At 73.3% G+C, this 24,208-nt stretch carries 21 protein-coding genes, 1 pseudogene and 1 riboswitch; of the genes and pseudogenes, 13 read left to right on the top strand and 9 right to left on the bottom strand.

Going from position 1 to position 24,208, the window contains the following annotated elements:
* Positions 1–51: 51 nt before the first annotated feature.
* The 5 genes from ACFY29_RS27705 (at position 52) to ACFY29_RS27685 (ending at position 4,450) form a co-directional block, all read left to right on the top strand.
* Complete coding sequence (locus ACFY29_RS27705) at positions 52–1,626, top strand: FMN-binding glutamate synthase family protein (protein WP_386990934.1); 1,575 nt, start codon at positions 52–54, stop codon at positions 1,624–1,626.
* Between the two features lie 57 nt (positions 1,627–1,683).
* Positions 1,684–2,208, top strand: a complete 525-nt coding sequence (locus tag ACFY29_RS27700) for a GNAT family N-acetyltransferase (protein ID WP_386990932.1) — start codon at positions 1,684–1,686, stop codon at positions 2,206–2,208.
* Positions 2,205–2,717 (top strand): GNAT family N-acetyltransferase, encoded by a 513-nt coding sequence (locus ACFY29_RS27695; protein ID WP_386990930.1) that lies wholly within the window; start codon positions 2,205–2,207, stop codon positions 2,715–2,717. The genes ACFY29_RS27700 and ACFY29_RS27695 overlap by 4 nt, the downstream gene beginning before the upstream one ends.
* Before the next feature lie 82 nt (positions 2,718–2,799).
* Complete coding sequence (gene dinB, locus ACFY29_RS27690) at positions 2,800–3,987, top strand: DNA polymerase IV (protein ID WP_386990928.1); 1,188 nt, start codon at positions 2,800–2,802, stop codon at positions 3,985–3,987.
* Positions 3,988–4,096: 109 nt separating this feature from the next.
* On the top strand, positions 4,097–4,450 hold the full coding sequence (locus ACFY29_RS27685; protein WP_386990926.1) for a hypothetical protein: 354 nt from the start codon (positions 4,097–4,099) through the stop codon (positions 4,448–4,450).
* An 84-nt stretch (positions 4,451–4,534) separates the two neighbouring features.
* Here the strand turns inward: ACFY29_RS27685 and ACFY29_RS27680 are convergent, their stop codons facing one another.
* Together ACFY29_RS27680 and htpG are read right to left on the bottom strand one after the other, a co-directional pair.
* Positions 4,535–5,182, bottom strand: a complete 648-nt coding sequence (locus tag ACFY29_RS27680) for a transglycosylase family protein (RefSeq protein WP_386990924.1) — start codon at positions 5,180–5,182, stop codon at positions 4,535–4,537.
* Positions 5,182–5,351, bottom strand: a riboswitch (cyclic di-AMP (ydaO/yuaA leader). (Overlaps the previous gene by 1 nt.)
* Before the next feature lie 288 nt (positions 5,352–5,639).
* Entirely contained in the window at positions 5,640–7,556 is a 1,917-nt protein-coding gene (gene htpG, locus ACFY29_RS27675) for a molecular chaperone HtpG (RefSeq protein ID WP_386990922.1), read from the bottom strand.
* A 234-nt stretch (positions 7,557–7,790) separates the two neighbouring features.
* Here htpG and ACFY29_RS27670 point away from each other — a divergent pair, with 234 nt between their 5' ends.
* Positions 7,791–8,489, top strand: a complete 699-nt coding sequence (locus ACFY29_RS27670; RefSeq protein ID WP_386990920.1) for an SDR family oxidoreductase — start codon at positions 7,791–7,793, stop codon at positions 8,487–8,489.
* A 72-nt stretch (positions 8,490–8,561) separates the two neighbouring features.
* On the opposite strand, the gene ACFY29_RS27665 is transcribed toward ACFY29_RS27670, so the two are convergent.
* Entirely contained in the window at positions 8,562–10,319 is a 1,758-nt protein-coding gene (locus ACFY29_RS27665) for a M28 family peptidase (protein WP_386990919.1), read from the bottom strand.
* A 317-nt stretch (positions 10,320–10,636) separates the two neighbouring features.
* Between ACFY29_RS27665 and ACFY29_RS27660 the strand changes: the two genes are divergently transcribed.
* The gene (locus tag ACFY29_RS27660; protein WP_386990917.1) at positions 10,637–13,528 is read left to right on the top strand and encodes an ATP-binding protein; all 2,892 of its coding nucleotides are present in this window, start codon (positions 10,637–10,639) and stop codon (positions 13,526–13,528) included.
* Between the two features lie 34 nt (positions 13,529–13,562).
* Here the strand turns inward: ACFY29_RS27660 and ACFY29_RS27655 are convergent, their stop codons facing one another.
* Together ACFY29_RS27655 and ACFY29_RS27650 are read right to left on the bottom strand one after the other, a co-directional pair.
* Positions 13,563–14,312, bottom strand: a complete 750-nt coding sequence (locus ACFY29_RS27655) for a hypothetical protein (protein ID WP_386990915.1) — start codon at positions 14,310–14,312, stop codon at positions 13,563–13,565.
* Positions 14,309–14,812: a SigE family RNA polymerase sigma factor gene (locus ACFY29_RS27650; protein ID WP_386990913.1), complete on the bottom strand. Its 504-nt coding sequence runs from the start codon at positions 14,810–14,812 to the stop codon at positions 14,309–14,311. The genes ACFY29_RS27655 and ACFY29_RS27650 overlap by 4 nt, the downstream gene beginning before the upstream one ends.
* A gap of 138 nt (positions 14,813–14,950) precedes the next feature.
* Here ACFY29_RS27650 and ACFY29_RS27645 point away from each other — a divergent pair, with 138 nt between their 5' ends.
* Positions 14,951–15,793: a DUF3152 domain-containing protein gene (locus tag ACFY29_RS27645; protein ID WP_386990911.1), complete on the top strand. Its 843-nt coding sequence runs from the start codon at positions 14,951–14,953 to the stop codon at positions 15,791–15,793.
* Between the two features lie 13 nt (positions 15,794–15,806).
* On the opposite strand, the gene ACFY29_RS27640 is transcribed toward ACFY29_RS27645, so the two are convergent.
* From ACFY29_RS27640 to ACFY29_RS27625, 4 genes and pseudogenes are all read right to left on the bottom strand, one after another.
* The gene (locus ACFY29_RS27640; RefSeq protein WP_386990909.1) at positions 15,807–16,448 is read right to left on the bottom strand and encodes a hypothetical protein; all 642 of its coding nucleotides are present in this window, start codon (positions 16,446–16,448) and stop codon (positions 15,807–15,809) included.
* Positions 16,449–16,573: 125 nt separating this feature from the next.
* Positions 16,574–17,263 (bottom strand): S1 family peptidase, encoded by a 690-nt coding sequence (locus ACFY29_RS27635; RefSeq protein WP_386991544.1) that lies wholly within the window; start codon positions 17,261–17,263, stop codon positions 16,574–16,576.
* An 18-nt stretch (positions 17,264–17,281) separates the two neighbouring features.
* Positions 17,282–17,689: pseudogene (locus ACFY29_RS27630) on the bottom strand (snapalysin family zinc-dependent metalloprotease); the annotation flags it as partial.
* Positions 17,690–17,928: 239 nt separating this feature from the next.
* The gene (locus tag ACFY29_RS27625) at positions 17,929–18,876 is read right to left on the bottom strand and encodes a DUF5937 family protein (RefSeq protein WP_355613280.1); all 948 of its coding nucleotides are present in this window, start codon (positions 18,874–18,876) and stop codon (positions 17,929–17,931) included.
* A gap of 111 nt (positions 18,877–18,987) precedes the next feature.
* Here ACFY29_RS27625 and ACFY29_RS27620 point away from each other — a divergent pair, with 111 nt between their 5' ends.
* The 5 genes from ACFY29_RS27620 to ACFY29_RS27600 all read left to right on the top strand — a co-directional run bounded on the left by ACFY29_RS27620 (position 18,988) and on the right by ACFY29_RS27600 (position 24,173).
* Positions 18,988–20,250 carry an MFS transporter gene (locus ACFY29_RS27620; protein WP_386990907.1) on the top strand — a complete coding sequence of 421 codons (1,263 nt, stop codon included), beginning with the start codon at positions 18,988–18,990 and terminating at the stop codon, positions 20,248–20,250.
* Between the two features lie 153 nt (positions 20,251–20,403).
* Positions 20,404–20,982: a hypothetical protein gene (locus tag ACFY29_RS27615; protein ID WP_328417340.1), complete on the top strand. Its 579-nt coding sequence runs from the start codon at positions 20,404–20,406 to the stop codon at positions 20,980–20,982.
* Positions 20,983–21,071: 89 nt separating this feature from the next.
* Positions 21,072–21,752, top strand: a complete 681-nt coding sequence (locus tag ACFY29_RS27610) for a response regulator transcription factor (RefSeq protein ID WP_328417342.1) — start codon at positions 21,072–21,074, stop codon at positions 21,750–21,752.
* Positions 21,753–21,765: 13 nt separating this feature from the next.
* Complete coding sequence (locus ACFY29_RS27605; RefSeq protein WP_386990905.1) at positions 21,766–23,265, top strand: ATP-binding protein; 1,500 nt, start codon at positions 21,766–21,768, stop codon at positions 23,263–23,265.
* Positions 23,262–24,173: a Gmad2 immunoglobulin-like domain-containing protein gene (locus ACFY29_RS27600; protein WP_386990903.1), complete on the top strand. Its 912-nt coding sequence runs from the start codon at positions 23,262–23,264 to the stop codon at positions 24,171–24,173. Before ACFY29_RS27605 ends, ACFY29_RS27600 begins: the two co-directional genes overlap by 4 nt.
* The last annotated feature ends 35 nt before the right edge of the window (positions 24,174–24,208 follow it).

The following is a 24,208-nucleotide window of genomic DNA, read 5'->3' as shown; positions in this document are numbered from 1 at the left end:
CCCGCCGGTGGGCCGGTTTGGCCGACGACCCGGGCGGAAAGAGTGCGGGGCATGAGATGGGCCCGCCGAGCCGTACCTGCCGTCGCCGCCGCTGTCGCCGCGCTCGCCGCGCGGGACCTGATCCAGCGCGACCACGCGCTGCTGCGCAATTTTCCGGTGCTCGGGCGCGCCCGGTACCTGCTGGAAGCGATCGGGCCGGAGCTTCGGCAGTACATCGTGGCTGGCAACAACGAGGAACGGCCGTTCACCCGGGACCAACGCCGCTGGGTGTACGCGTCGGCGAAGCAGCAGAACAACTACTTCGGCTTCGGCACGGACAACGACATCGAGTACACCCCCGGCTACCCGATCATCAAACACCGCACCTTCGGCCGTGCCGTGCCGCCGTCGACACCGACCGCCGGGCACGACGTGCCGCTGCCCTGCGCCAAGGTGCTCGGCGCGGCCCGGGGACGGGCCCGCGCGTTCCGACCGGAGTCGGTGGTCAACATTTCCGGGATGAGCTTCGGCTCGCTCTCCGGCAACGCCGTCACGGCACTCAACCGGGGCGCGGCGCTCGCCGGGTGCCTGCAGAACACCGGCGAGGGTGGCCTGTCGCCGTACCACCGCAACGGCGGTGAGCTGGTCTTCCAGCTCGGCACGGCGTACTTCGGCTGCCGGGACGAGCAGGGCCGGTTCAGCCTGGACCGGCTGAAGGACCTGGTCGCCAGCGCGCCGGTGCGGGCGCTGGAGATCAAACTGAGTCAGGGCGCCAAGCCCAGCCTCGGCGGGCTGCTGCCCGGGGCGAAGGTGTCCGCCGAGATCGCCGCCACCCGGGGCATCCCGGCCGGGCAGGACTGCGTCAGCCCGTCCCGGCACGCCGAGTTCTCCGACTGCGACAGCCTTCTCGACTGGGTGGAGTTGCTGGCCGCCGAGACCGGCCTGCCGGTCGGCATCAAGTCGGCGGTCGGCGACCTGGGCTTCTGGCAGGACCTGGCGACCCTGATGCGGGACACCGGCCGGGGCGTCGACTTCGTGACGATCGACGGCGGCGAGGGCGGCACCGGCGCCGCGCCCCTGATCTTCACCGACTCGGTATCGCTCCCGTTCCAGCAGGGCTTCTCCCGGATCTACAAGGTCTTCGCCGAGCACGACCTGCACGAACAGGTGGTCTTCGTCGGCAGCGGCAAGCTCGGCCTGCCGGACAACGCCATCGTCGCGTTCGCGCTCGGCTGCGACCTGGTCAACGTGGGCCGGGAGGCGATGCTGTCGATCGGCTGCATCCAGGCGCAGAAGTGCCACACCGACACCTGCCCCACCGGGGTGGCGACGCAGAACGCGTGGCTGAGCCGGGGCCTGGATCCCACGCTCAAGTCGGTTCGGGCGGCCAACTACCTGCGGACGCTGCGCCGGGACCTGACCAAGGTGGCCGAGGCGTGCGGCGTGGAGCACCCCGGCCTGATCGACACCGACGCGGTGGAGATCCTGGACGGCCGCACCGGCTCCACCCCCCTGCACAAGGTGTACGGCTACCGGCCGCAGTGGGGGCTGCCCTCGCCGGCCGACCGGGCGGAGATCGTCCGGCTGATGACCCCGGAGGCGCCGCAGGGCGGCAGCGCCCCGCCCTCCCCCACCGCCGTCGGTTGACCGGCGCCCGCCGATAACGCGTGGAACCGGCGCCCGGGTGCGCCGTATCGTGGCGCGGTGCTGATCAGACGTGAGACGCCCGCCGATGTCGAGGCCATCCGCGCGGTGCACGCCGCCGCCTTCGCCGCGCCGGACGCCGGCGGTGGCGTACCGGTCGAGGCGACGCTGGTCGACGCGCTCCGCGCCGACGAGGGCTGGCTGCCCGCGTACTCCCTGGTGGCGACCGACCCCGACGGACAGGTGGTGGGGCACGTGGTGGCCACCCGCGGTCGGGTGGCCGGTCAGCCGGTGGCGCTCGGCCTGGGGCCGCTCGGCGTGCTCCCCGGCTGGCAGCGGCGGGGGGTCGGCACGGCGCTGATGCACGCCGTGCTCGGTGCGGCCGACGCCCGGGACGAGCCGCTGGTGGTGCTGCTCGGGCACCCCGACTACTACCCTCGGTTCGGGTTCCGGCCCGCCGTCGAGTTGGGCGTCACCCCGCCGCAGCCGTGGGGTCCGCAGTACTTCCAGGCCCGCCCGCTGGGCGCCTGGCGGGAGTCGATCCGCGGCGAGTTCCGCTACGCCGCCCCGTTCGACGACCTGTGAGCCGTCCGCTCATCCGGCGGCGGCGCGCCACCGACCTCGACGGATGCGTCGCGGCGCTGGCTCTGGTTCACCAGGCCGACCGGTACCCGCTGAACTGGCCCGCCGACCCGCACCTTTGGCTGCGCGAGCCTCGCCCGGTGCGCGCCTGGGTCGCCATCGACGACGGCGGGACCGTCGTCGGGCACGTGGCGGTGCAGCGGATGCCCGACCGGGCGGACGTGCCGCTCGCTCGGCCGACGGCCGAGGTGGCTCGCCTCTTCGTGCTGCCGGCCGCCCGTGGCATGGCGCTCGGCAGCGCACTGCTGGCCCGGACCCGGCAGTGGGCGGGCGAGCGCGGGACGGACCTGGTGCTCGAGGTGGCAGACGGCGACGCGGCGGCCGCCGCCCTGTACGAGCGCACCGGGTGGCGGCGCACCGGCACCAGCACGGCATCGTGGACCGCCCCGGACGGCAGCGCGGTGTCGATGCACCACTACACGTTGTCACACGACGCGACGCCGGAGCGTTAGGGCACCGCGACACCGCCTGGCCGCGCCGTCGCGTTCGCCCAGCTCACTGTGGTGATCATCCGCGCCATGCGAACATATGTACGTGTCGTCCGGGGCCAGCATCCTGCACGCCGACCTGGACGCCTTCTACGCGTCGGTCGAGCAGCGCGACGACCCGCGCCTGCGGGGGCGGCCGGTGATCGTCGGTGGCGGCGTGGTGCTCGCCGCCAGCTACGAGGCGAAGGCGCGAGGCGTACGCAGCGCGATGGGCGGCCAGCAGGCGCGCCGGCTGTGCCCGGACGCGATCGTGGTGCCGCCCCGGATGTCGGCGTACACGGCGGCCAGCCGGGCGGTGTTCGAGATCTTCCGAGAGACCACCCCGCTGGTCGAGGGGCTCTCCATCGACGAGGCGTTCCTGGACGTCGGCGGCCTGCGCCGGCTGGCCGGGCCGCCGGCCGACATCGCCGAGCGGCTGCGCCGGGAGGTCCGCGAGCGGATCCACCTGCCGATCACGGTGGGCGTGGCCCGGACGAAGTTCCTGGCAAAGGTGGCCAGCGGGGTGGCGAAGCCGGACGGGCTGCTGGTCGTCGCGCCCGACGCCGAGCTGGCGTTCCTGCACCCGCTGCCGGTGGAACGGCTCTGGGGTGTCGGCCCGATCACCGCCGCGAAGCTGCGGGAACGACGGATCCGTACCGTCGGGGAGGTGGCCCGGCTCGGCGAGGCGGCGCTGGTGTCACTGCTCGGCGCCGGTGCCGGTCGACACCTGCACGCCCTGGCGCACAACCGCGACCCCCGGGCGGTCCAGGTCGGCCGCCGGCGCGGCTCGATGGGCGCGCAGCACGCGCTGAGCCGTACGCCGCACGCGCCGGCAGAGCTGGACGCCATCCTGGCCGGCCTGGTCGACCGGGTCACCCGGCGAATGCGGGCGGCCGGACGGTCCGGGCGCACGGTGGTGCTGCGGCTGCGCTTCGGCGACTACACGCGGGCCACCCGTTCGCACACCGTAGGCAAGGCGACGGCGGACACCACCCCGCTGCTCGCCGCCGCACGGGCGCTGCTGCGAGCCGCACTGCCCGAGATCGACCGGCGGGGCGTCACACTGATCGGCGTCTCGGTGGGCAACCTGGACGACAACCCGGTCCAGCCCGAGCTGCCGTTCCACCACGACCCGGGGGCGGAGTTGGACGCCGCGGTGGACGCTGTCCGCGACCGGTTCGGGTCGACGGCGCTGACCCGAGCGGTGCTGCTCGGCCGGGAGCCGGGCGTCGAGATGCCCCTTCTGCCGGACTGACCGAAGGGCGGTCGGCCTGCGATCAGAGACACATCGCAGCAGGTCGGCGGTTTAGCGGCCGGCGGATGGGGTGACTCTTGAGAGGAACAGCCTGACAGGGGGGACCACCATGCCCGACGACACCAGCAACCGTCCGAGCCGCCACGAGCAGCGTCCCGGCGACCTGACCGACCCGCTGCTCTGGCAGCTCGCGGTCGACGTGCTCAGCGCACACGAGCCGGACGAGGACGGCGCCTGCGGCAACCTGCTCTGCGCCGGCCAGCCGTGGCCGTGCGCTGCTCGCAGGAACGCTGAACAGTCGCTCCAGCTGTCCCGTGGTGCGACAGACGCACCGGCCACAGCCTCTGCCGAGCGGGGCGAGGATGGCACCGCAGACGCTGACTGGTCGGCGACGGACGCTCCGGCCCCGCGCCGCGCCTGGTCGGCCGGCTCGCGTCCAGGGGCGGCCGCCTCGGCCGCCTGACGACCACCTGCCGGGGCACCCCTGCTCGACACACGCCTGCGGGCGCTCAACCGGACTCCGGTCGAGCGCCCGCGGGCTCGTGCGTCAGAGGCTGAGCCGTTGACCCGGGAAGATCAGACCCGCGTCGGCGCCGATCAGCTGTCGGTTGCCCTCGTACAGGGCCTGCCAGCCGCCGGCCACCCGGTGGGTCTGGGCGATCTCCGACAGCGTGTCGCCCGGCTTGACCAGGTACGTCTCGCCGCCCGTCGTCGGCGCGGTGCGCTGGTGGTTGCGGGTCGCCGGCTGCTCGCCGCGCGACGACCGCTCCTGCGGCTTGGTGGTCTTCGTCGACGACTTCCCGGTCGACTTCGTGGCGGAGCCGCTCGACGAGCCGCCCTTCTTGCCGCAGGTCGGCCAGGCACCGATGCCCTGCCCGTCGAGCACCTTCTCGGCGACGGCGATCTGCTCACCACGGCTGGCCAGGTCGGCGCGGGCGGCGTACTTCTTGCCGCCGTAACCGGCCCAGGTGCTCTGCGAGAACTGCAGCCCGCCGTAGTAGCCGTTGCCGGTGTTGATGTGCCAGTTGCCGCTGGACTCGCACTGGGCGATCGCGTCCCAGTTGACCGCGGCCTGGGCCGGGGCTGCCGGCCCGAAGAGGGCGACGGCCCCGGTGACCGCGCCGACGGCCAGCGTGCCGACGGCGACGCGGCGGGTGGTGACCCGTCGGTGACGGGGCGTGTATTCAGATGTCATGTGAGCTTCCTCCACGCCGACGAGGTGAGCTGTCGGGTTCGGGCCGAGGAGCCCGGCCGCGCGGTGGCGGCTTCACCCCGAGGTGACGTGCACCGAGGAACCTGGGTCCCCCGCTCCTGCCTGGATGACTGGCCGGCCGACCGGCGGCAGGATTTGGCGTACCGGTGGCGGTGTCCGCATCGGCGAACCTGACCGACGTTAGGCACCGTCGGTGACGATCGCCCACCCCCTGTGAACTTCTTCACCGGGGCACGCGGGGCGGTCCACGCAGCGGTTGCGGGCGACCGGAGACTGTGCAGTGACCATCATGGACCGTTTCCGACCAGGTCGTTGTCTCAGGCGACGTGGCGGAGCGCGGGAGTGTTCGCCCGCTGGGAGCGCGGGTAGCGGGCCACCGTGCGGCCCGGCCGGCGGAGCCCGTTGATCGGGCGGCCCGCCGGCCGGACGGGTCAACCGGTCAGAGGGTGCGGGCCAGCCGGTCGGCGAGCGCCCGGGTGAACCGGGCCGGGTCGGCAAGCTCGCCGCCCTCGGCGAGCACCGCCAGGCCGTACAGCAACTCGGCGGTCTCGGTCAGAGCAGCGGAGTCGCCGCCCTGCTCGTGCGCCTTGCGCAGCCCCGCGACCAGTGCGTGACCGGGATTGATCTCCAAGATCCGCTTCGTGGACGGGATCTCGTGTCCCATGGCCCGGTACATCTTCTCCAGGGTCGGGGTGAGATCGTGCGCGTCGCCGACGACGCAGGCCGGTGAGGTGGTCAGCCGGGACGACAGGCGGACCTCCCGGACGCTCTCTGCCAGCGTGGTGCCCAGCCAGTCGAGCAGTGCGGCGAACTCCTGTCGCTGCTGCTCACGCTCGGCCTCGGCCTGCTGCTTCTCCTCGTCGGTGTCCAGGTCGACCTCGCCCTTGGCGATCGAGCGCAGCGGGCGGCCGTCGTACTCGCCGACCCGCTCGACCCACACCTCGTCGACCTGGTCGGTGAGCAGCAGCACCTCGTGGCCCTTGGCCCGGAACGCCTCCAGGTGCGGGGAGTTCTCGATGGTGGCCCGGGAGTCGCCGGTGGCGTACCAGATGTCGTTCTGGCCGTCCTTCATCCGTGCGACGTAGCCGGCCAGGTCGGTGGGCTCGGCCGGGTCGTGAGTGGAGGCCACCGACAGGATCTCCAGCAGGGTGTCGCGGTTGTCGGCGTCGTCGATCAGCCCTTCCTTGACCACCGCGCCAAACTCGGTCCAGAAGGTGCGGTAGCGCTCGGGGTGGTTGACCTTGAGGTCGCGGACGGTGGCGAGGACCTTGCGGACCAGCCGGCGGCGGACGATCTGGATCTGCCGGTCCTGCTGGAGGATCTCCCGGGAAATGTTCAGCGACAGGTCGTGCGCGTCGACCACACCCTTGACGAAGCGCAGGTAGGTGGGGACCAGCGCCTCGCAGTCGTCCATGATGAACACGCGCTTGACGTAGAGCTGGACGCCGCGGCGGCCCTGCGGGGCGAACAGGTCCAGCGGGGCGTGGCTGGGCAGGAACAGCAGCGCCTCGTACTCGAAGGTGCCCTCGCCCTTCATGTGCACGACCTCGAGCGGGTCGGCCCAGTCGTGGCTGACGTGCTTGTAGAACTCGTGGTACTCGGCAGCGTCGACCTCGTCGCGGGACCGCGCCCAGAGCGCCTTCATCGAGTTGAGGGTCTGCACCTCGCTGGTGGCGTCCGCGCCGTCGGCGCCGGGCCGCTCGACGCTCATCCGGATCGGCCAGGCGATGAAGTCGGAGTACCGCTTCACGATCTCCCGGATGGTCCACTCGGCGGTGTAGTCGTGCAGGTTGTCCTCGGTGTCGGCCGGCTTGAGGTGCAGCGTCACCGTGGTGCCCTGCGGCGCCTCGTCGACCGTCTCGATCGAGTACGTGCCCTCGCCGGCGGACTCCCACCGGGTGCCGCCGGTCTCGCCGGCCTTGCGGGTCAGCAGGGTGACCCTGTCGGCGACCATGAACGCGGCGTAGAAGCCGACGCCGAACTGGCCGATCAGGTCCTGCGAGGCGCGGGCGTCGGCGGACTCGCGCAGCTGGCGCAGCAGCTCGGCGGTGCCGGACTTGGCGATCGTGCCGATAAGCCCGACCACCTCATCGCGGGTCATCCCGATGCCGTTGTCGCGCACCGTGAGGGTGCGGGCATCCCGGTCGACCTCGATGGCGACGTGCAGGTCGTCGGTGTCGGCGGTGAGGTCCTTGTCGACCATCGTCGTCAGCCGCAGCTTGTCCAGCGCGTCGGACGCGTTCGAGATGAGTTCCCGCAGGAAGACGTCCTTGTTCGAATAGATCGAGTGGACCACCAGTTGGAGGAGCTGACGCGCCTCGGCCTGGAACTCCAACGTCTCGGCCTGGTTGCTCACACCGTCTCCCCTTTTCGGCTCATGCGGAGGTTCGCGGAAAGGATACGAGCCGTCACCGGCGGGGCCGTGCCCGCGTCCGGGTCGTATTCCCGATCCGGGCCGCGCCGGCCCGTGACATAGCTGACTTTGTCTAACCGAAGTCAGCTAGATACCGTCGGGTCGACCACAAGGCGGCCGAGCCTGACCACCCACCGTTCCGCCAGAACAGCGGTGCGCGACCCCTGGAGCAGTCCCATGAAGATCGCTGGAAGCACCGCCCTCGTCACCGGCGCCAACCGCGGCTTCGGCCGGCACCTGGCCGCCGAGCTCCTCTCCCGCGGCGCGACCGTCTACGCCGGCGCCCGCAACCCGGACAGCGTCGACCTGCCCGGCGTGACGCCGGTCCGGCTGGACATCACCGACCCCGCCTCGGTGGCCGCCGCCGCCGCGCTGGCCGGAGACGTGAACCTGCTGATCAACAACGCCGGCATCGAGACCGGAACCAACCTGCTGGAAGGCGACCTGGACCTCGTCCGGCTGGAGCTGGAGACCCACTACTTCGGCAACCTGTCGATGGTCCGGGCGTTCGCCCCGATCATCGCGGGCAACGGCGGCGGCACGATCCTCAACGTGCTCTCCGCACTGTCCTGGGTGAGCTTCCCGAGCGTCGGGGCGTACAGCGCCGCGAAGTCGGCCGAGTGGTCGATGACCAACGCGCTGCGCGTCCAGCTCGCCGAGCGGGGGGTTCGGGTCGCCGGCCTGCACGTCGGCTACATGGACACCGACATGGCCGCCGCGGTCACCGCCCCGAAGTCCGACCCGGCGCTGATCGCGCGGATCGGGGTGGACGGCATCGAGGCCGACGCGTACGAGATCGTGACCGACGAGACCAGCCGGCAGGTGCAGGCCGGGCTCGCCGGCGGGGTGGCCGCGCTCTACCCGCAGCTTCCCTGAGTACGACACCACGGCCGTGATCGGGCCGCCGCCGGCTTCCCGGCGGCGGCCCGTCTTCGGGTACGCGGAGCGTCAGCTCGCCTGCAACGTCACGTCGTCGATCACGAAGCTGGTCTGCAACGAGGAGTCCTCGGTGCCGGTGAACGTCAGCGTCACCGTCTGCCCGGCGTACGCGGCCACGTTGAACGTGCGCTGGACGTATCCGGTGGCGGCGTTGAGGTTCGAGTACGTCGCCAGCGTGGTCGAGCCCACCCGCACGGTGAGCCTGTCGTACGCCGTGGAGCCGGTGGTCTCGGCGGTGTCGATGTGCAGCCAGAACGACAGCGTGTAGCTGGCACAGCCGGCCGGGACGGTCACCGACTGGGACAGGGTTTCGGTACGGGTGCTGCCGTACCCGTTGAGCCACGCCTTGTACGACCCGGTCCGGGCCGGCTGGCTGCTGGAGTTGGTGATCACGCCGGAGGACGCGGTCCACGGCGTGGTGCCGCTCTCGAAGCCGCCGTTGCCGATCACCTGGCCGCCGGCGCAGCCACCGGTGCCGGTCACCGTCAGCGTGAGGCTGGCGCTGCGGGTGACCGAGCCGGTGCCGGTGACCGTGATGGTGAAGGTGCCGGTCGCCGCGCTGGCCGAGGCGGTCAGGGTCATCGTGGCCGAGGCGCCGGAGGTCACCGAGGACGGGCTGAAGGAGACGCTCACCCCGCTGGGCGCGCCGGAGGCCGAGAGGCTGACCGACTGTGCGGAGCCAGCGGTGGTGGCGGTGACCACCGTGGCGGTGGTGCTGGCGCCCCGGGCCACGGTGCGCGTGGTGGGGTTGACCGCGACGGAGAAGTCGTTGGTCGGGGTGCCCCCGCCCACGGCGAGCTGCCACAGCGCGTACGCGACGCCGTCCGCGGACCGGTTCAGCACGGTGGCGCTGACGTTGGCGGTGGTGTCGCAGGCCCGGTGGTAGCACGGGTCGTAGGCGGAGTTGGCGGTGCCGCCCCACTTGGCCGCCTGGGCGCTGGTCTTGCGGGCGCTGGCGCCCGCGGCGTAGCCCGAGGTGGGGATGCCGGCCTGCTGGAAGTAGTAGTCGTCGGAGCGGCCCTGACCCTCGACGTTCTCCTCCGGTTGCAGCCCCAGCGAGTCCCAGTACGCCTTCAGCGGCGCCGCCGTGGTGGAGGTGACCCGGTTGATGAAGTAGCCACCGTTGGTCGAGCCGACCATGTCGAAGTTGTAGTAGCCCTTGATGTAGCCCCGCTGGGTGGCGTTGAGCGAGTTGACGTAGAACCGGGAGCCGTTGAGCCCCTGCTCCTCGTCGGTCCACCAGGCGAACCGGACCTTCTTCGTCATGGTCGGGTTCTGCGCGGCCAGGACCAGCGCGTTCTCCAGCAGGCTGGCCGAGCCGGTGGCGTTGTCGTTGATGCCCGGGCCGGCCGAGACGCCGTCCAGGTGGGCGCCGAACATGACCACCTGGTCGGCCGGACCGCCGGGCCACTCCGCGATCAGGTTGTTCGAGGGGTACGTGCAGCTGGAGCAGTACTGCTCGCTGACGGTGTAGCCGGCTGCCTGGAGTTTGGTCTTCACGTAGGTGACCGAGGCGGTGTAGCCGGCCGAGCCGGCCCGCCGGTTGCCGCCGTTACTGCTGGCGATGGAGCCGAACTGGGTCAGGTGCGCCTGGACGTTGGTGATGGAGATGTCCGGCGCCGCCAGGACGGCGGTGGGCGCGGCGATCGGCCGGGCCGCTGCCGTACCGGCGATGGGTGACGCGGTCGCCGGCTGGGCGGCCAGCGTCACCGCCATCCCGGTGAACACGGCGAGCGCGATTCCCGCGCTCAGCGTTCTGCCTCTCATGGGGGCTCCTCGGGGGTTGGAGAGATAACGGAGACACTTACAGATATCAATGTCCTCGGCATCGGTCGTTCGTCCGGAACCCCCACCGGTTCGGCGGCATCCGCCGCACTGCCCAGCGGGCCGTCGGATGACACCGCGGGACCGGAACATCCCGTTTGACCGCCACCGCTCCGTACGCTGAGCGCACGCCGGCCCGGCGGCCGGTACGGCGGGGTGCCGGCGTCGGCACAGGTGAGGCGAGGTGCCAGGATGGGTGGATAACAGCAGCAGGGGTCGTCAGGCCCGGAACGGGGGCTGGCGATGGGACCTGGTCGAGCGTGACACGACCCACCACAGACCTGTTCGGCGGCGGCAGCGAAGCCGGCCGATTGATGGCGGAGCTGGACTGGTCCCGCACCCCACTCGGCCCGGTGACCGGCTGGCCGCAGAGCCTGCGGGCCGCGGTGCGGTTGGTGCTCTCCTCCCGCTACCCGATGCTGCTGCTCTGGGGTGACCGCTTCTCCCAGCTCTACAACGACGCGTACTCCGCGCTGATCGGCGACAAGCACCCGGCCGCCCTCGGCGACGACGTACGGGTGACCCTGGCCGAGGGCTGGGACGTGCTCGCTCCGCTGATCCAGCAGGCCATGGCGACCGGGGTGGCCAGCTGGGTCCCCGCCCTGCAGCTGCTGCTGGATCGCTCCGGCTACCGCGAGGAGGCGTACTTCAGCGTCTCGCACGCCCCGGCCCGCGACGACGAGGGCCGCACGGTCGGCGTGCTGACCGTCTGCAGCGAGGTCACCGAGCAGGTGGTCGGCGAACGGCGACTGCGACTGCTGCGCGACCTCTCCGTACGCGGCGACGGGCGCACCGTCGACGTGGACGCCACCTGCGCCCGGCTGATCGACGCGATCGACGGCCACCCGCTGGACGTGCCGTTCGCCGCGATCTACCTGCGCGACGGCGCGGTGCTGCGGCGGACCGCCTGCGCCGGCGGCGGCCCGGGCCACGCCGCCGTGGTAGGCGCCCTACCGGCCGCCGTCGAGCTGACCGACCCGGCCCCGACCACTCACGCCTGGGGGCTGCCGGCCGCCGCCGCGGGCCGCTCCACCGAGGTGACCGCCGTCGCCGACCGGCTGGCGCTGCCGGCCGGCCCGTGGGACGACCCGGTCCGCACCGCGCTGGCGCTCCCGCTGCCCTCGGCCGACGAGGCCCAGCCGCTCGGCGTCCTCCTGGTCGGCGTCAGCCCCAGCCGCCGGTTGGATGAGGCGTACCGCTCCTTCTACCAACTGCTGGCCCAGCAGGTCTCGGTGGCGCTGCGCAACGCGCGGGCGTACGAGGAGGAGCGGCGCCGCGCCGAGACGCTGGCCGAGCTGGACCGGGTGAAGACCGACTTCTTCACCAACGTCAGTCACGAGTTCCGGACCCCGCTGACCCTCATGCTCGGTCCGCTGGCCGACGCGCTCGCCGACGGCGCCGCGCCGCTGGCACCGGTGCAGCGGGAGCGGGTGGAGACCGCCTGGCGTAACGCCACCCGACTGTTGACCCTGGTCAACAGCCTGCTCACCTTCTCGGCCCTGGAGGCCGGGCGGGCCGGCAGCGACGCCCGGGTCATCGATCTCGCCGCCCTCACCGCCGAGCTGGCCGGCGTCTTCCGGGCCGCTGTCGAACGGGCCGGTCTGACCCTGGAGGTCGACTGCCCGCCGCTGCGCCAACCGGTCACGGTGGACCCGGTCAACTGGGAACGCATCGTCACCAACCTGATGTCCAACGCCCTGAAGTACACGTTCATCGGTCGCATCCGGGTGAGCCTGGAGGCCGACGACGAGGAGGTGCGGCTCAGCGTCACGGACACCGGCATCGGCATCGCCGAGCCGGAGCTGCCGAGGCTCTTCGAGCGCTTCCACCGGGTGCGGGGCACCCTCTCGCGCAGCCACGAGGGCACCGGCATCGGACTGGCCCTGGTGCACGAGCTGGCCCGACTGGAGGGTGGCGAGGTCCGGGTGACCAGCCGGGTGGGCTTCGGCAGCACCTTCACCGTTGCGCTGCCCTGGTCGGCGGCACGCCGCACGGCAGTTCCCGGACCAGCGCCCGACGGTCGGGGCGACGCGGCCCGAGCCGCCGTCCACGAGGCGATGACCTGGCTGGCCGACCCGGCGGGCAGCGATGCGGAGCCCGCTTTGGCGCCCGGGCCGGCCGGGGACGAGCTGACCGGTGCGCGGATCCTGGTCGCCGACGACAACAGCGACATGCGGGCGTACCTGAGCCGGCTGCTCACCGGCCAGGGCTGGCGGGTCCGGGCCGTCACCGACGGCCGGCAGGCCCTCGACGCGATCCACCGCGAGCCGCCGGACCTGGTCCTGACCGACGTGATGATGCCGGTACTGGACGGCTTCGACCTGGTCCGCCGGCTACGCGCGGACCCGGCGACCCAGGCGCTGCCGGTGCTGGTGCTCTCCGCGCGGGCCGGCGGGGAGGCCAGCGTGGCGGGCCTGAACCTGGGCGCCGACGACTACCTGGTGAAGCCCTTCGCCGCGGCCGAGCTGATCGCCCGGATCCGGGCCGCCATCCGCGGCGCCCGCGCTCGCACGGCAGCACCAACCGACGCGGGCCGGGCGGACGACGACGACACCCCGCCGGCAGTCGACACCACACCGACGCCGACGCGATCCACCGCCGTCGTGTCGGCTCCGGCGGCCGTCGGGCCGGCCGAACCCACGCCAACTCAGCTGGGCGTCGGGCTGGCGGGCGACCCGTCCGACACCCACGCCCGGAGCGCCGCCATGGAACCGCTCGGCGACGCCTCCCTGGGGATGGCTCCGGTCCACCGGGACGGGCCGGACGGCGATGCCGTGGACGTCAGATGGACGTACCCCTCCACGGCCACCTCGGCCGCGGCGATGCGCCGCGACGTCCGGCTGGCGCTGGCCGACCTGGACGTCGACCCGGACGTGCTGGAGGATCTGCTGGTCGCCGCCTCCGAGGCGGTGAACAACGCCGTCGAGCACGCGCAGCGGCCCAGTCGGCCGGAGGTGCGGGTCGGGGTCGAGGTGGGCGCCGGCCTGGTCCGGATCTCGGTGCGCGACTTCGGCACCTGGCGGGATCGCCGGCCGGCGATGGACCGGGGACGGGGCGCGCTGCTGATGAACGCCTACGGCGACGTGCGGCTGGTCTCCACCGGCGAGGGGACGACGGTCACCATCGAACGCAGGCTGAACGACCCGGCCTGAGCCGCCCGCCGCCCGCGCCCGCCGAGCAGCGGGGTCACAGCCGGCGGTTGTTGACGTCTCGGGCCGCGATGCCGTCCAGCCGCTCCCCGGGAGTCAGATCGGACGGGTCGAACCAGAAGATCACCACCTTCTGGTCTCTGCTCCATCTGGCCAGCCGGGCGGCGACCTGCCGGCCGTCCACGGTGCCGATGATCCGCTGGGCCGGGCCGACGAAGTAACCGAAGGTGGGCACCGGCTCGGTCGAGCCTCGCTCGCCGTAGCCGATCTGATGGAACCCGGGGCTGCGGTCGGCCCCCTCCACGTCGTTGACCAGCAGGTCCGTGGTCAGCCTGCCGTCCGGGGCACGGCGGCCGGCGGCCAGCCCAATGTCCACCCCGGGCTGGCCGGGCACCGACACCTGGACGACGTAGTACACCCGCTGGTCGGCGCCGTGCCGGATCCCGCTGTCAACGACCTGGCCGAGCGGCGACACCGCGCGGTCCGCCTCGGTCGGCGGCGTGGGCCAGGGCGGGGTCGGCGTCGGCGAGGAGCCGCGGGCCGACGGCGCGGGGACGGCGGCGACCGGCGGCGGACGCTCGACCGTCGGCGGATCGCCCGGTCGTTCGCCGACCACCAGCACGACGACGGCGGCCAACCCGACCGCCAGCGTCGCCGCCCCGGCCCCGGCGACCCGACGACGGATCCGCAACCGCCGCCCCTCGCGCATGACGGACGCCAGGTCGAGGGTCGCTCCGGGGCGCTCGGTCGCCCGCATGGCGTGACGGAGCCGCTCCAGCTCGCTCATCGGCACACCTCCTGACTGTCGGCCACCCGCGGCGCGGTGGCGCGCAGTTTCTCCAGCGCCCGCGAGCTGGTGCTCTTGACCGTGCCGACCGAGATGGCGAGTTCCCGGGCCACCTGCGCCTCGGGAAGGTCGAAGTAGTAGCGCAACACGACGATGGCCCGCTCACGAGGGCTGAGCGCGCCGAGGATGGCGGTCAACCAGCGCCGGGTGGCGACCTCGTCGGCCACGTCGTCCCGCCGCTGCTCCGGGATCTCCTCGGTCGGGTACTCCCGGATCGGGCGCCGCCACCCGTCCACCAGGTGGTTGACCAGGATGCGGCGGGCGTACCCGTAGGCGTCGTCGTCGCGGACCCGGGACCACGACGCGTAGGTGCGGACCAGGGCCGTCTGCGCGGCGTCCTCGGCCTGGTGGTGGTCGCCGGTCATCAGGAACGCGGCGTGCACCAGCCGCGCGGACGCCGCCCGCGCGAACTCGACGAACTCCGCGTCACCCCGCGCCACGCCGAACCCTCCCCCATGCCACACCGTTACGGACGGGCGAGGGCCACGAAAGGTTGAGTCTCCGAGAGATCAACTTTTCGGCCAGGTCACCCGTCTCCTCTCCCGCAGCGCCACAGACCGGCGCGCGAGGGGAGAGAAATGTCGACGAAGGCTACCCGCCGGAGGCACACGGCCTGCGCGGCGTCGCTGCTGGTGGCGCTGCTCACCGGCTGCGGCCTGCCGGCGTCCGGGCGGCCCGCGGTCGGCCCTGCCACGCCCGACCCGACCCACCGTGGGCAACCGCCCGCGGCGGGACCGGCCACGACCGGGCGACCGGCGGGAGCCGCCGGGAGCGCCGGTGTCGCGCCCGCGCCGGCCGACGCGATCAGTTATCCCGCTACCGGCGGCAACCGCTGGTCGGTGGCACCTGCGGAGACGACGCCGGGGGGCGGCGACAGCGGCCGGCTGTTGCGGTACCGGGTCGTCGTGGAGCGCGACATCCGTGGCCTACCGGTCACCGACGTCGCCGCGTCGGTCTCCGCGACGCTGAACGACCCACGCGGGTGGACTGCCGGCGGGGCCTGGCGCCTGCGCCGGGTGGGCGCCGGCGCCCCGGTCGACTTCACCATCTACCTGGCGACCCCCGGGACCCGCGACGCGTTGTGCCAGGACGTTCCGGACGGCTACACCTCCTGCCGCAACGGCGACCGGGTGGTGCTCAACGTGGCACGCTGGGTTAAGGCGGTGCCGGGTTACGGCGCCGGCCTGGCCAGCTACCGGCAGTACATGGTCAACCACGAGGTCGGGCACCGGCTCGGCCGGGGTCACGAGCGATGCCCCGAGCGGGGCCGACCGGCGCCGGTGATGCAGCAGCAGACGCTGGGGTTACACGGATGCGTGGCCAACGCCTGGCCGTACCCGCGCGGGGTTCACTACAGCGGGCCGATCGGGGCGTACCACGACGAGATCCCGCCGCGCGAGGGCGCCCGGCCGGCTCGCTGAGCCCTCACCACCCTCAGGGTCGGCGGCCGCGATCCTGATCGAGCCGCTCGTCCAGCCGGCCCAGTTCGTAGATGGCGTTGAGGTTGGTCGGCAGCCGGCTGATGTTGTCCGGCACCGGGCCGGGAGCCGGCGTGGGAGCCGGCGTCGGGGCCGGTGCCGAAGCGCCGGCGACGGCCGGGGTGCCAGCGGTGCGCCGGCGAAGCAGGAGCATCAACGCCAGCACCGCGAGGACACCCGCGACCAGGAAGTAGTACGCGGGCACCAGCGGCCAGCCGCCCCTGGTCGGGGAGGCGAGCGTCGGCGGGGCGGCGCCCTCACCGTTCGGCAGTGGCACCGCGGCCGCACGGTCGCCCCGACCGCCGGAGGTGCGGTCGGGCGCGGCGGACGCCCCGGGTGGCCGGGACCCGGCCGACGACCCGGTAGGCGTGGGGGCCGGGGCGGGCACCGCCGGGACCGACGGGTCGGCGGCCGGCGGCGGGCTCGGCGTGGGTCTGGGCGTCGGCGACGTACTCGGGGTGCTGCTGCCGCCGCCGAGCAGGTCGTCGACGATCTTCCCGACGCCACCGAGGAGTTCACTGACCGGGCCGGGGTTGGCCGAGGGCGACGGCGTGGGCGTCAGGGCGAGGGTCAGCATGAGCGCGACGACGGCAGGCATGGGTCCACCTCGGGATGGGTCGATGTGCCAGGCACGGTACCGCAGCGCGTGACGCGTGGGTGACCCGACGTCGCAGGGCGGAGGACGTGGTGTCGCGCGTCCTCCGCCCAAAGTGTCCGAACTGGTCAGACGAGCAGCCCCCCGACCTGAGTGTTGATCCAGGACCGGATGGACGGCAGGTCCACGTAGATGGACGGGCCGGTCGCGCAGGTGGAGTTGTTGTTGCCGGCGCGGCTGGTCGCGCCGATCAGATTCCACACCCCGTTGACCCGGCGCACCTGCGGACCACCGGAGTCGCCGTAACAGGCGCCGGAGGTGCCGTTGGTGTTGTTGGTGCAGATCTCGTACGGGCCGTTGATGCCGGAGCACCGACTGTCGGCCACGATGGACGTGTCCAGCTCGTTGGCCACCGCCGGGGCAGACCCACAGCCCGGGCGAGCGCAGGTCTGGCCCCAGCCGATGATCCGGGTGGCGGTGCCGACCGCGCCGGAGGTGGTGGGGATCGGAGCCGGCGCGTAGCTGACCGAGCTGGCCAGTTGCAGCAGCTTGACGTCGACGCTCGGGTGGTTGACCGCGCGGGTCACCCGGACCACGGTCCCGCCGCTGGTGCGGTTGACGCTGCCCACCCGGACCGAGGACGGCGTCGAGCAGTGCTTGGCGGTGACCGCCCAGTTGGCCTTGATCAGCGTTCCGGTGCAGCCGGAGACGTACACCATGAACGGGTAGTTCTCGGTGGCCGGCCGGCCGCCGACCACCGTCGGCCCGATGTCCGAGGCGCCACTCCAGGTGTACGTCGTGCTGGCCGGCGGGGCCAGGGTGCCGGCGAACAGCGAGTTCACCCGGGACGCCTCAGCCGCGCTGGGGTTCGCGTTGCGGCAGGAGACCGGGGCGCTGCTGCCGGACATCAGGTCGGAGCAGAGACCGGTGCGCCGGTCGGGCAGGCCCAGGATGTGGCCGAGCTCGTGGGCGGCGATCCGGTTGCGGTCGTAGCCCTGGTTGACGGCCGTGCGGCCCATCCAGATCCGTCCCGAGCCGAGGCCGGTCGGCTGCGCCCGGGGCCAGCCGTCGTCGACGTAGATGGTGATGCTGGCCGGGGTGCCGGGCTGGAGCCGGACGGTGCTGACCCGGCTGTTCCAGATCTGCGCCGCCTGGTCGAAGTTGGTGCGGAACTCGCCGGTCCGGCTCGCGTCGTAGTAGACCGTCCGTACGGCGGCAGCCGGTGCGCCGGTGGTGAGCTGCACCCCGGCTGCCGCCAGGGTCGCCACCAGCACGGCCAGCGCCGTACGCAGCAGTTGTCGTCGGAACATCACGCACTCCCCTGCGGTCGTCCGGCGACCACCGGCCGCCGGTCATCGATGCAGGTCGATGCTAAAGCGATGGCGGTCGATGTACGGCATAGCGGAACCGTCATACCGCTTCCGCGCGAGCGCCGTGACTGGGGCGGGCTGGTCGAGGAACACGACGGTCACGCCACTGCGGGTCAGGGGGCGTCCGCGCCGCTGGCGGCGATCAGCGTCTCGGCCGCGGTCGTACGGGCGTAGAGCACGAAGCGTCCCGCCCGGTGGGCACCCACCAGGCCGGCGTCGCGCAGCGCGCTGAGGTGCTGCGACACGGTGCCCTGCGTGAGCCCGCAGCGATCGGCCAGCTCCAGGGTCGAGGTCGGCACCGCCAACTCGTGCAGCAGCGTGGCGCGCGTTCGACCCAGCACCCGCGCCAGACCCCGCCCGCGCGGGACCGGATCCCGCTCCCAGAGGGTCGCCACCGCCCGAGCGGGATAGCGCAGCACCGGCTGCCCCGGCGAGCCGAAGTTGGACCAGACCCGGGGGCCGGTGAAGATCGACGGGACGAGCAGCAGGCCCCGCCCGTCGAGTCGCACCGAGCCGGCCAGGACGATGTGATCCACCCGCAGCGTGTCGGCCTCCAGTCGGACGTACGGGTCGAGGTGGTTGAGCAGGCCGTGCACCCCGTCGGTAGCCATTCGCTGCGCGCCGAGCAGTACCTCGCGTTCCAGCAGGGTGCGCATCCGGGGCCAGTAGGGCGCGATGGCCACGTCGGCGTACCTCCGGATCACCTCGGCCAGCCGGGTCAGCTCGACGACCGGATCGGTGTGGAGCGCGGCCAGCCGTGGCGAACGGGGGCCGGTCAGCGCGTCGAGACCTGCCCGCACCGCCTCGGGTGGGCTGGCGACGAGAGTGGCGAGTTCCACGTCGAGGGTGGGCTGCGAGGTGGTCGGGGGCGGGCAGACGAAGGGCGGAATGACCAGTGTCGGTATCTGCACCAGGTCGGCGAGGAGCCGCCAGTCCAGCCCGGCCAGGCGGGGTCGGACCCGCTCGGACCAGGGCAGGTGCTCCGGGAACAGGTGCGGCTGCTTGATGACCTGGACGCTGGCGATCACCTCCCACAGTGACGACACCGCGAACCGGGTCATCGCCAGATCCCGCGCTTCCAGCCCCACCAGCATCATTTGGTGCCCCCCCGACAGATTCGGCGAGGATCAAATCTATCGGTCCCGCTCGCTGCGGCCGGCACCGTGGGCGGCATGACCACCGCCCCGACCACAACCGCCCTCGACCACCGCGCCGACCCCTGGCCCCGCTCCTTCCGGCTGCTCTACGCCGCCGCCCTCGTCGACGGCATCGGCTTCCACGTCAGCCAGCTCGCCGTGCCGGTGCTCGCCGTGTCCCTGCTGGCGGCCACTCCCGGTCAGGTGGGGCTGCTCGGCGCGCTGAGCACGGCCGCCTTCCTGGTGATCGGCCTGCCGGCCGGGGTCTGGGTCGACCGGTTGCCCCACCGTGCGGTGCTGGTCACCGCGGACCTGACCCGGGCGGCGCTGGTCGCGTCCGTGCCCGTGGCGTGGTGGGCCGGTTGGCTGAGCATCACGCAGCTCTACCTGGTGGTGCTGCTGACCGGGGTCGGCACCGTCTTCGCCGACATCGCCGCGCAGAGCTACCTGCCGGAACTGGTCGGCCGGAGCCGCCTGGTGGCGGCGAACTCCCTGCTGATGAGCACCAACGCGACGATGCAGATCGCCGGGCGCGGCATCGGCGGGCTGGTCGTGCAGGCGCTCACGGCGCCAGTCGCGATCGTGCTGGACGCGGTGGCCTTCGCGGTCTCCGGGGCGATCCTCTCCCGGATCCGCACCGACGCACCCCGCCGGCTCCCGTCCCGGGCTGCGGGCGGCTTCGCCCGGCAGCTCAGCGTCGGGGTCCGGCACGTGGCCGGCAACCCGCTGCTCCGCCTGCTCGCCCTCTCGACCGCGAGCATCAACCTGACCATGCAGCTCACCACGATCATGCTGCCGGTGGTCTTCCTGCGCGAGCTGCGGCTGGGTGCCGCCGTCCTCGGCCTCTTCCTGGGCGCGGGTGGGGTCGGCGCCCTGCTCGGCGCGCTGAGCGCGCGCCCCCTCGCCGAGCGGATCGGTCACGGTCGCGCGCTCTGGCTGCCCGGTCTGCTGGTCGCCCCGCTCGGCGGGCTGGTCGCGCTGATCGACACCGGACCGATGCTCTGGCTGGCCGCGTTCGGCTGGCTGGCATTGGCCTGGCGGACCGGAGTCGGCAACGTCATCGGGGTGAGCCTGCGCCAGGGCAGCACTCCGGACGCGCTGCTCGGTCGGATGAACGCCACCTTCCGGTTCCTGCTCACCGGGGCGCTCACCGTCGGCGCGGTGGCCGCCGGCCTGCTCGGCCAGTACGTCGACGTCCGCACGGCACTGGTGGTCGGCGCGGTCGCCAACGGACTGACCTGGCTTCCGGTGTTCTGCTCGCCACTGCGCACCCTGCACCGACCGCCGGTGACCGACTGACCCGCACCGTCCACGGTGCCACCATCGACCGCTGTTACGTGGCTGTTACGCCGCAGCGAAGTGGCCGTGCCGGTACCGGAGCACGGTCGCATCGGAGGGTCACCGGCATCGCCGCCGCGACGTGGCCCCCGACCATCGGACGGAGGCACCACGATGAGGATCAGGAGCGCACTGACGGCGCTGGCGGTCGTGCTCGCCGGGCTGGTCGCCGGCGCGGGCAGCGGCGCCACGGCGAGCACCACCATGGCGGCGACCGGATCGCCGTACTGCGGGATCACCTGGGGCAGCGCGGACAAGACGGCCGGCGCGCTGAGCAGCTCCCCGCTGATCGAGGTACGGACCGGCCGGCACGACTGCTACGACCGGGTGGTGTTCGAGTTCGCCGGCCCGGTGAACGGCTACTCGGTCGGCTACGGCGAGACGTGGACCGAGGGCGAGGGGCTGGCACTGTCGCCGTACACGGCCGGAGGCGCCCTGCTGCGGGTCTCGCTGCGGGCACCGGCGTACGACGAGGCCCACCTGGGCACCGTGCCGTACCGGGTCGGTGAGCACGCCGCGAACCTGCTGCGTTACCCGACGCTGCGCGACGTCGTCTTCGGCGGCAGCTTCGAGGGCTACACCACCTTCGCCGTCGGCGTACGGGCCCGACTGCCGTTCCGCACGTTCGTGCTGGCCGGCCCCGGCGGGCACAGCCGGATCGTGCTCGACGTGGCGCACCAGTGGCAGGAGTGACCGGCACGGTGTCGGGGGTCCGGCCGGGCCCCCGACACCGACCGTTCCGCCAGGGCTGCGCACCGTCGCGGCGGGTCTACCCTCAGGTGGTGGAGGGCCGCGTGCTGGTGGTCGAGGACGATGCCTCCATCCGGGAGGTCACCGCCCTCGGTCTGCGCCGCGCCGGCTTCCGGGTCGACACCGCCGTCGACGGGCGGCAGGCCCTGGCGGCGTGGCGGGCCCACCCGGTCGACCTGATCGTCCTCGACGTCATGCTGCCCGGCCTGGACGGCCTGGAGGTCTGCCGGGAGATCCGGCGCACCAGCCAGGTGCCGATCCTGATGCTGACCGCACGCACCGACACGCTCGACGTGGTGGTCGGGTTGGAGTGCGGTGCGGACGACTACCTGCGCAAACCGTTCGACCTGCCCGAGCTGGTGGCCCGGGTCCGCTCGGTGCTGCGTCGGGCCAGCGCGCCGGTCGCCTCCAGCACCATCGAGGTCGGCAGCCTCCAGATCGACCCGGGCAGCTTCGTGGTGCGACGGGACGGCCGGGAGGTGACGCTGACCGCCACCGAGTTCCGCCTGTTGCTGGAGCTGGCCCGCCGGCCAGGCCAGGTCTTCACCCGGGAGCTGCTGCTGGACCTGGTCTGGAACCACAGCTTCCTGGGCGACTCGCGGCTGGTCGACGTGGCGGTGCAGCGGCTGCGCGCCAAGGTCGAGGACGATCCGGCGCACCCACGGCTGGTACGCACCGTGCGCGGTGCCGGCTACAAGCTGTCCACGGGCTGACGGGAGGTCGGCGATGTCCGGACGCGCGGTGCCCCCGGGCCGCCTGCGGCGCCGGCTGACGATCGCGTTCGTGCTGGTCGCCGGGGTTTCCGCCGGGCTGCTGGCCGGTGGGGCGGGTCTGCTGCTGCGGCAGTCCTGGTTGGACGCCTCGCTGCACCAGGCCGCCGCCGACGCCCGCTACCAACTCGTCCTCGCGGGGCAGTTCCTGCCGCTGACCGACCAGCGCAGCACCGAGCTGCTCACCAGCTTCGAAGGCAGCGGCCGGCATGTGGTGCTCGTCGACGGCCCGGCCCGACCCTCGCACTCGGCGTACGCCCCGACCCTGGGCACCCGGCTGCGAGCCACCGTCGCGGACGGACAGCTCGGCTACCAACGGTCCGCCCCGGCGGAGCGGCCCCGGCTGCTGGTGGTCGGGGGACGCATCCCCGGCTCGACCGCCGAGCTGTACGTGATCACGGTCGAGGACGACATCGCCGCCGACCTGGGTCAGCTGCGCAACGCGTTGCTGGCCGGCTGGGTGCTCGTGGTGCTGCTTGCCGCCGGGGTGGGGCACGCCCTGGCCCGTCGAACGCTGGAGCCGGTGAGCCGGGCCAGTCGGGCAGCCCGTGCACTCACCGAGGGTCTGCTCGCCACCCGCCTGCCGGTGCGCGGGCGGGACGAGTTCAGCGACTGGGCGGCGTCGTTCAACGAGATGGCCGAGGCACTGGAGTCGAAGATCGCCGCGCTGTCGGCGGCGCAGGCCCGGGAGCTGCGGTTCACCGCCGACGTCGCGCACGAGCTGCGTACCCCGGTGACCGCACTGGTGGCCGCGGCCTCGCTGCTGCGGGAGCACCTCGACCAACTGCCGGACGACGCCCGGCCGGCCGCGCGGCTGTTGGTCGGCGACGTGGTCCGGCTGCGCCGGCTGGTCGAGGACCTGATGGAGATCTCCCGGCTGGACGCCGGGCGGGAGCGGCCAAGCGTCGAGCCGGTCGACGCGCCGGCGCTGCTGCGCGCGATCATCGGGGCGCGCGGCTGGTCGGAGCGGGTGGTGGTCACGGCCGACCCGGTCGCGCTACACACCGACCCGCGCCGGCTGGAGCGGGTGCTGGCCAACCTGGTCGCCAACGCGGTCGAGCACGGCGACGGCGAGATCCGGGCCACCGTGGCCGGGGCGGGCCCACTGGTCATCTTCGAGGTCACCGACCAGGGGCCGGGCATCCCGGCCGAGCACCTGCCACGCCTGTTCGACCGGTTCCACAAGGTCGACCCGTCCCGCTCGGCTCCGGGCAGTGGGCTGGGGCTGGCCATCGCCCGGGAACACGCGGCCCTGCTCGACGGGGTGCTGAGTGTGCGCAGCGAACCGGGCGCCGGCACCCGGTTCCGGCTGGAGCTGCCGGCCCGCGGGCCCCACCTCGGCGACGCCGGGAGGCGGCCCGCCGTCGCGCAGGCCGACGAGCGGTCCAGAGGCCACGCCGACGAGCACGCCGAGGGCGGGCGCAGGGCGGGCACGGCTGCGGGCGGTGCGGGATGAGCCGGCGCCGTGCGGCCGCGGTGACCGCACCGGTGCTCATCGCCGCGCTGCTCCTCGGCGGGTGCGGCACCCCCCGCTCCGGTGATCTCGGCCCGGCGCCCACTGCGGCACCGTCGAGTGCGGCACCCACCGGGCCCCCGGGAGACCCGACGCCCACCTCGCCGGCGGAACCGCCACCGTCACCCACCAGCGGTCCATCCCGCCCGCCGCCACCGGCCAGCACGGGCACGCGCCAGCCGGCCACGGTGACCATCGAGCTGTGGTACGTCCGGTCCGGGCAGCTCGTCCCGACCCGGCGGACCCGACCGGCCACCGTCGCGACGTCCCGACTGGCGCTGACCGAGCTGGCCGCCGGGCCCACGCCGGCGGAGGCCGCCACCGGGCTGACCACCCTGCTCCCGGCCGGCGTCGAGGTCACCCGGATCACCGACGGCGTGGCGACGCTGCGGCCCGTCCCGTCCGCCGACGACCCGGCGGGGCGCCGGCGGCTGCGCGAGGCGCAGGTGGTGTGGACGCTCACTCAGTTCCCCACCGTGCGGCAGGTCCGCTTCGGCGACGGGCCCCAGGTGGACCGTTCCGACTACTCGGGCCTGCTGCCGCCGATCGTGGTCACCGGACCGAGCGTCGGCGAACGGGTCGGCGCCCCACTCACCATCACCGGCACCGCCGACGTGTTCGAGGCCACGGTCAGCGTCCGGGTCCTGGACGCCGCCGGCCGGGAGGTTGCCGCCGGCTTCGGCACTGCCAGCTGCGGCAGCGGCTGCCGGGGCGCGTACCGCGTGGTGGTCGGCTGGCGCACGGCCCGGGAGCAGCGCGGCACCATCGAGGTGTACGAGGTGTCCGCGCGCGACGGCTCACGGATCAACACGGTGGCCGTGCCGGTGGTCCTCGCGCCCGCCGGGACCTGAGCCCGCACCGCCGCGACCCTCGCCCACGAACCGGT

Origin of the sequence: Micromonospora sp. NPDC000668, assembly GCF_042897975.1 — a bacterium.
In the GTDB taxonomy this organism is placed as follows: Bacteria; Actinomycetota; Actinomycetes; order Mycobacteriales; family Micromonosporaceae; genus Micromonospora.
Note: the sequence above shows the minus strand (reverse complement) of the source record. Positions and strands in the feature narration are given on the sequence as shown.

Excerpts from the sequence above, each read along its gene's own strand:
- ACFY29_RS27705 (WP_386990934.1), top strand. The coding sequence starts at position 52 with ATGAGATGGGCCCGCCGAGCCGTACCTGCCGTCGCCGCCGCTGTCGCC.
- ACFY29_RS27685 (WP_386990926.1), top strand. The coding sequence starts at position 4,097 with ATGCCCGACGACACCAGCAACCGTCCGAGCCGCCACGAGCAGCGTCCC.
- ACFY29_RS27680 (WP_386990924.1), bottom strand. The coding sequence starts at position 5,182 with ATGACATCTGAATACACGCCCCGTCACCGACGGGTCACCACCCGCCGC.
- ACFY29_RS27670 (WP_386990920.1), top strand. The coding sequence starts at position 7,791 with ATGAAGATCGCTGGAAGCACCGCCCTCGTCACCGGCGCCAACCGCGGC.
- ACFY29_RS27665 (WP_386990919.1), bottom strand. The coding sequence starts at position 10,319 with ATGAGAGGCAGAACGCTGAGCGCGGGAATCGCGCTCGCCGTGTTCACC.
- ACFY29_RS27655 (WP_386990915.1), bottom strand. The coding sequence starts at position 14,312 with ATGAGCGAGCTGGAGCGGCTCCGTCACGCCATGCGGGCGACCGAGCGC.
- ACFY29_RS27645 (WP_386990911.1), top strand. The coding sequence starts at position 14,951 with ATGTCGACGAAGGCTACCCGCCGGAGGCACACGGCCTGCGCGGCGTCG.
- ACFY29_RS27640 (WP_386990909.1), bottom strand. The coding sequence starts at position 16,448 with ATGCCTGCCGTCGTCGCGCTCATGCTGACCCTCGCCCTGACGCCCACG.
- ACFY29_RS27625 (WP_355613280.1), bottom strand. The coding sequence starts at position 18,876 with ATGACCCGGTTCGCGGTGTCGTCACTGTGGGAGGTGATCGCCAGCGTC.
- ACFY29_RS27620 (WP_386990907.1), top strand. The coding sequence starts at position 18,988 with ATGACCACCGCCCCGACCACAACCGCCCTCGACCACCGCGCCGACCCC.
- ACFY29_RS27615 (WP_328417340.1), top strand. The coding sequence starts at position 20,404 with ATGAGGATCAGGAGCGCACTGACGGCGCTGGCGGTCGTGCTCGCCGGG.
- ACFY29_RS27605 (WP_386990905.1), top strand. The coding sequence starts at position 21,766 with ATGTCCGGACGCGCGGTGCCCCCGGGCCGCCTGCGGCGCCGGCTGACG.
- ACFY29_RS27600 (WP_386990903.1), top strand. The coding sequence starts at position 23,262 with ATGAGCCGGCGCCGTGCGGCCGCGGTGACCGCACCGGTGCTCATCGCC.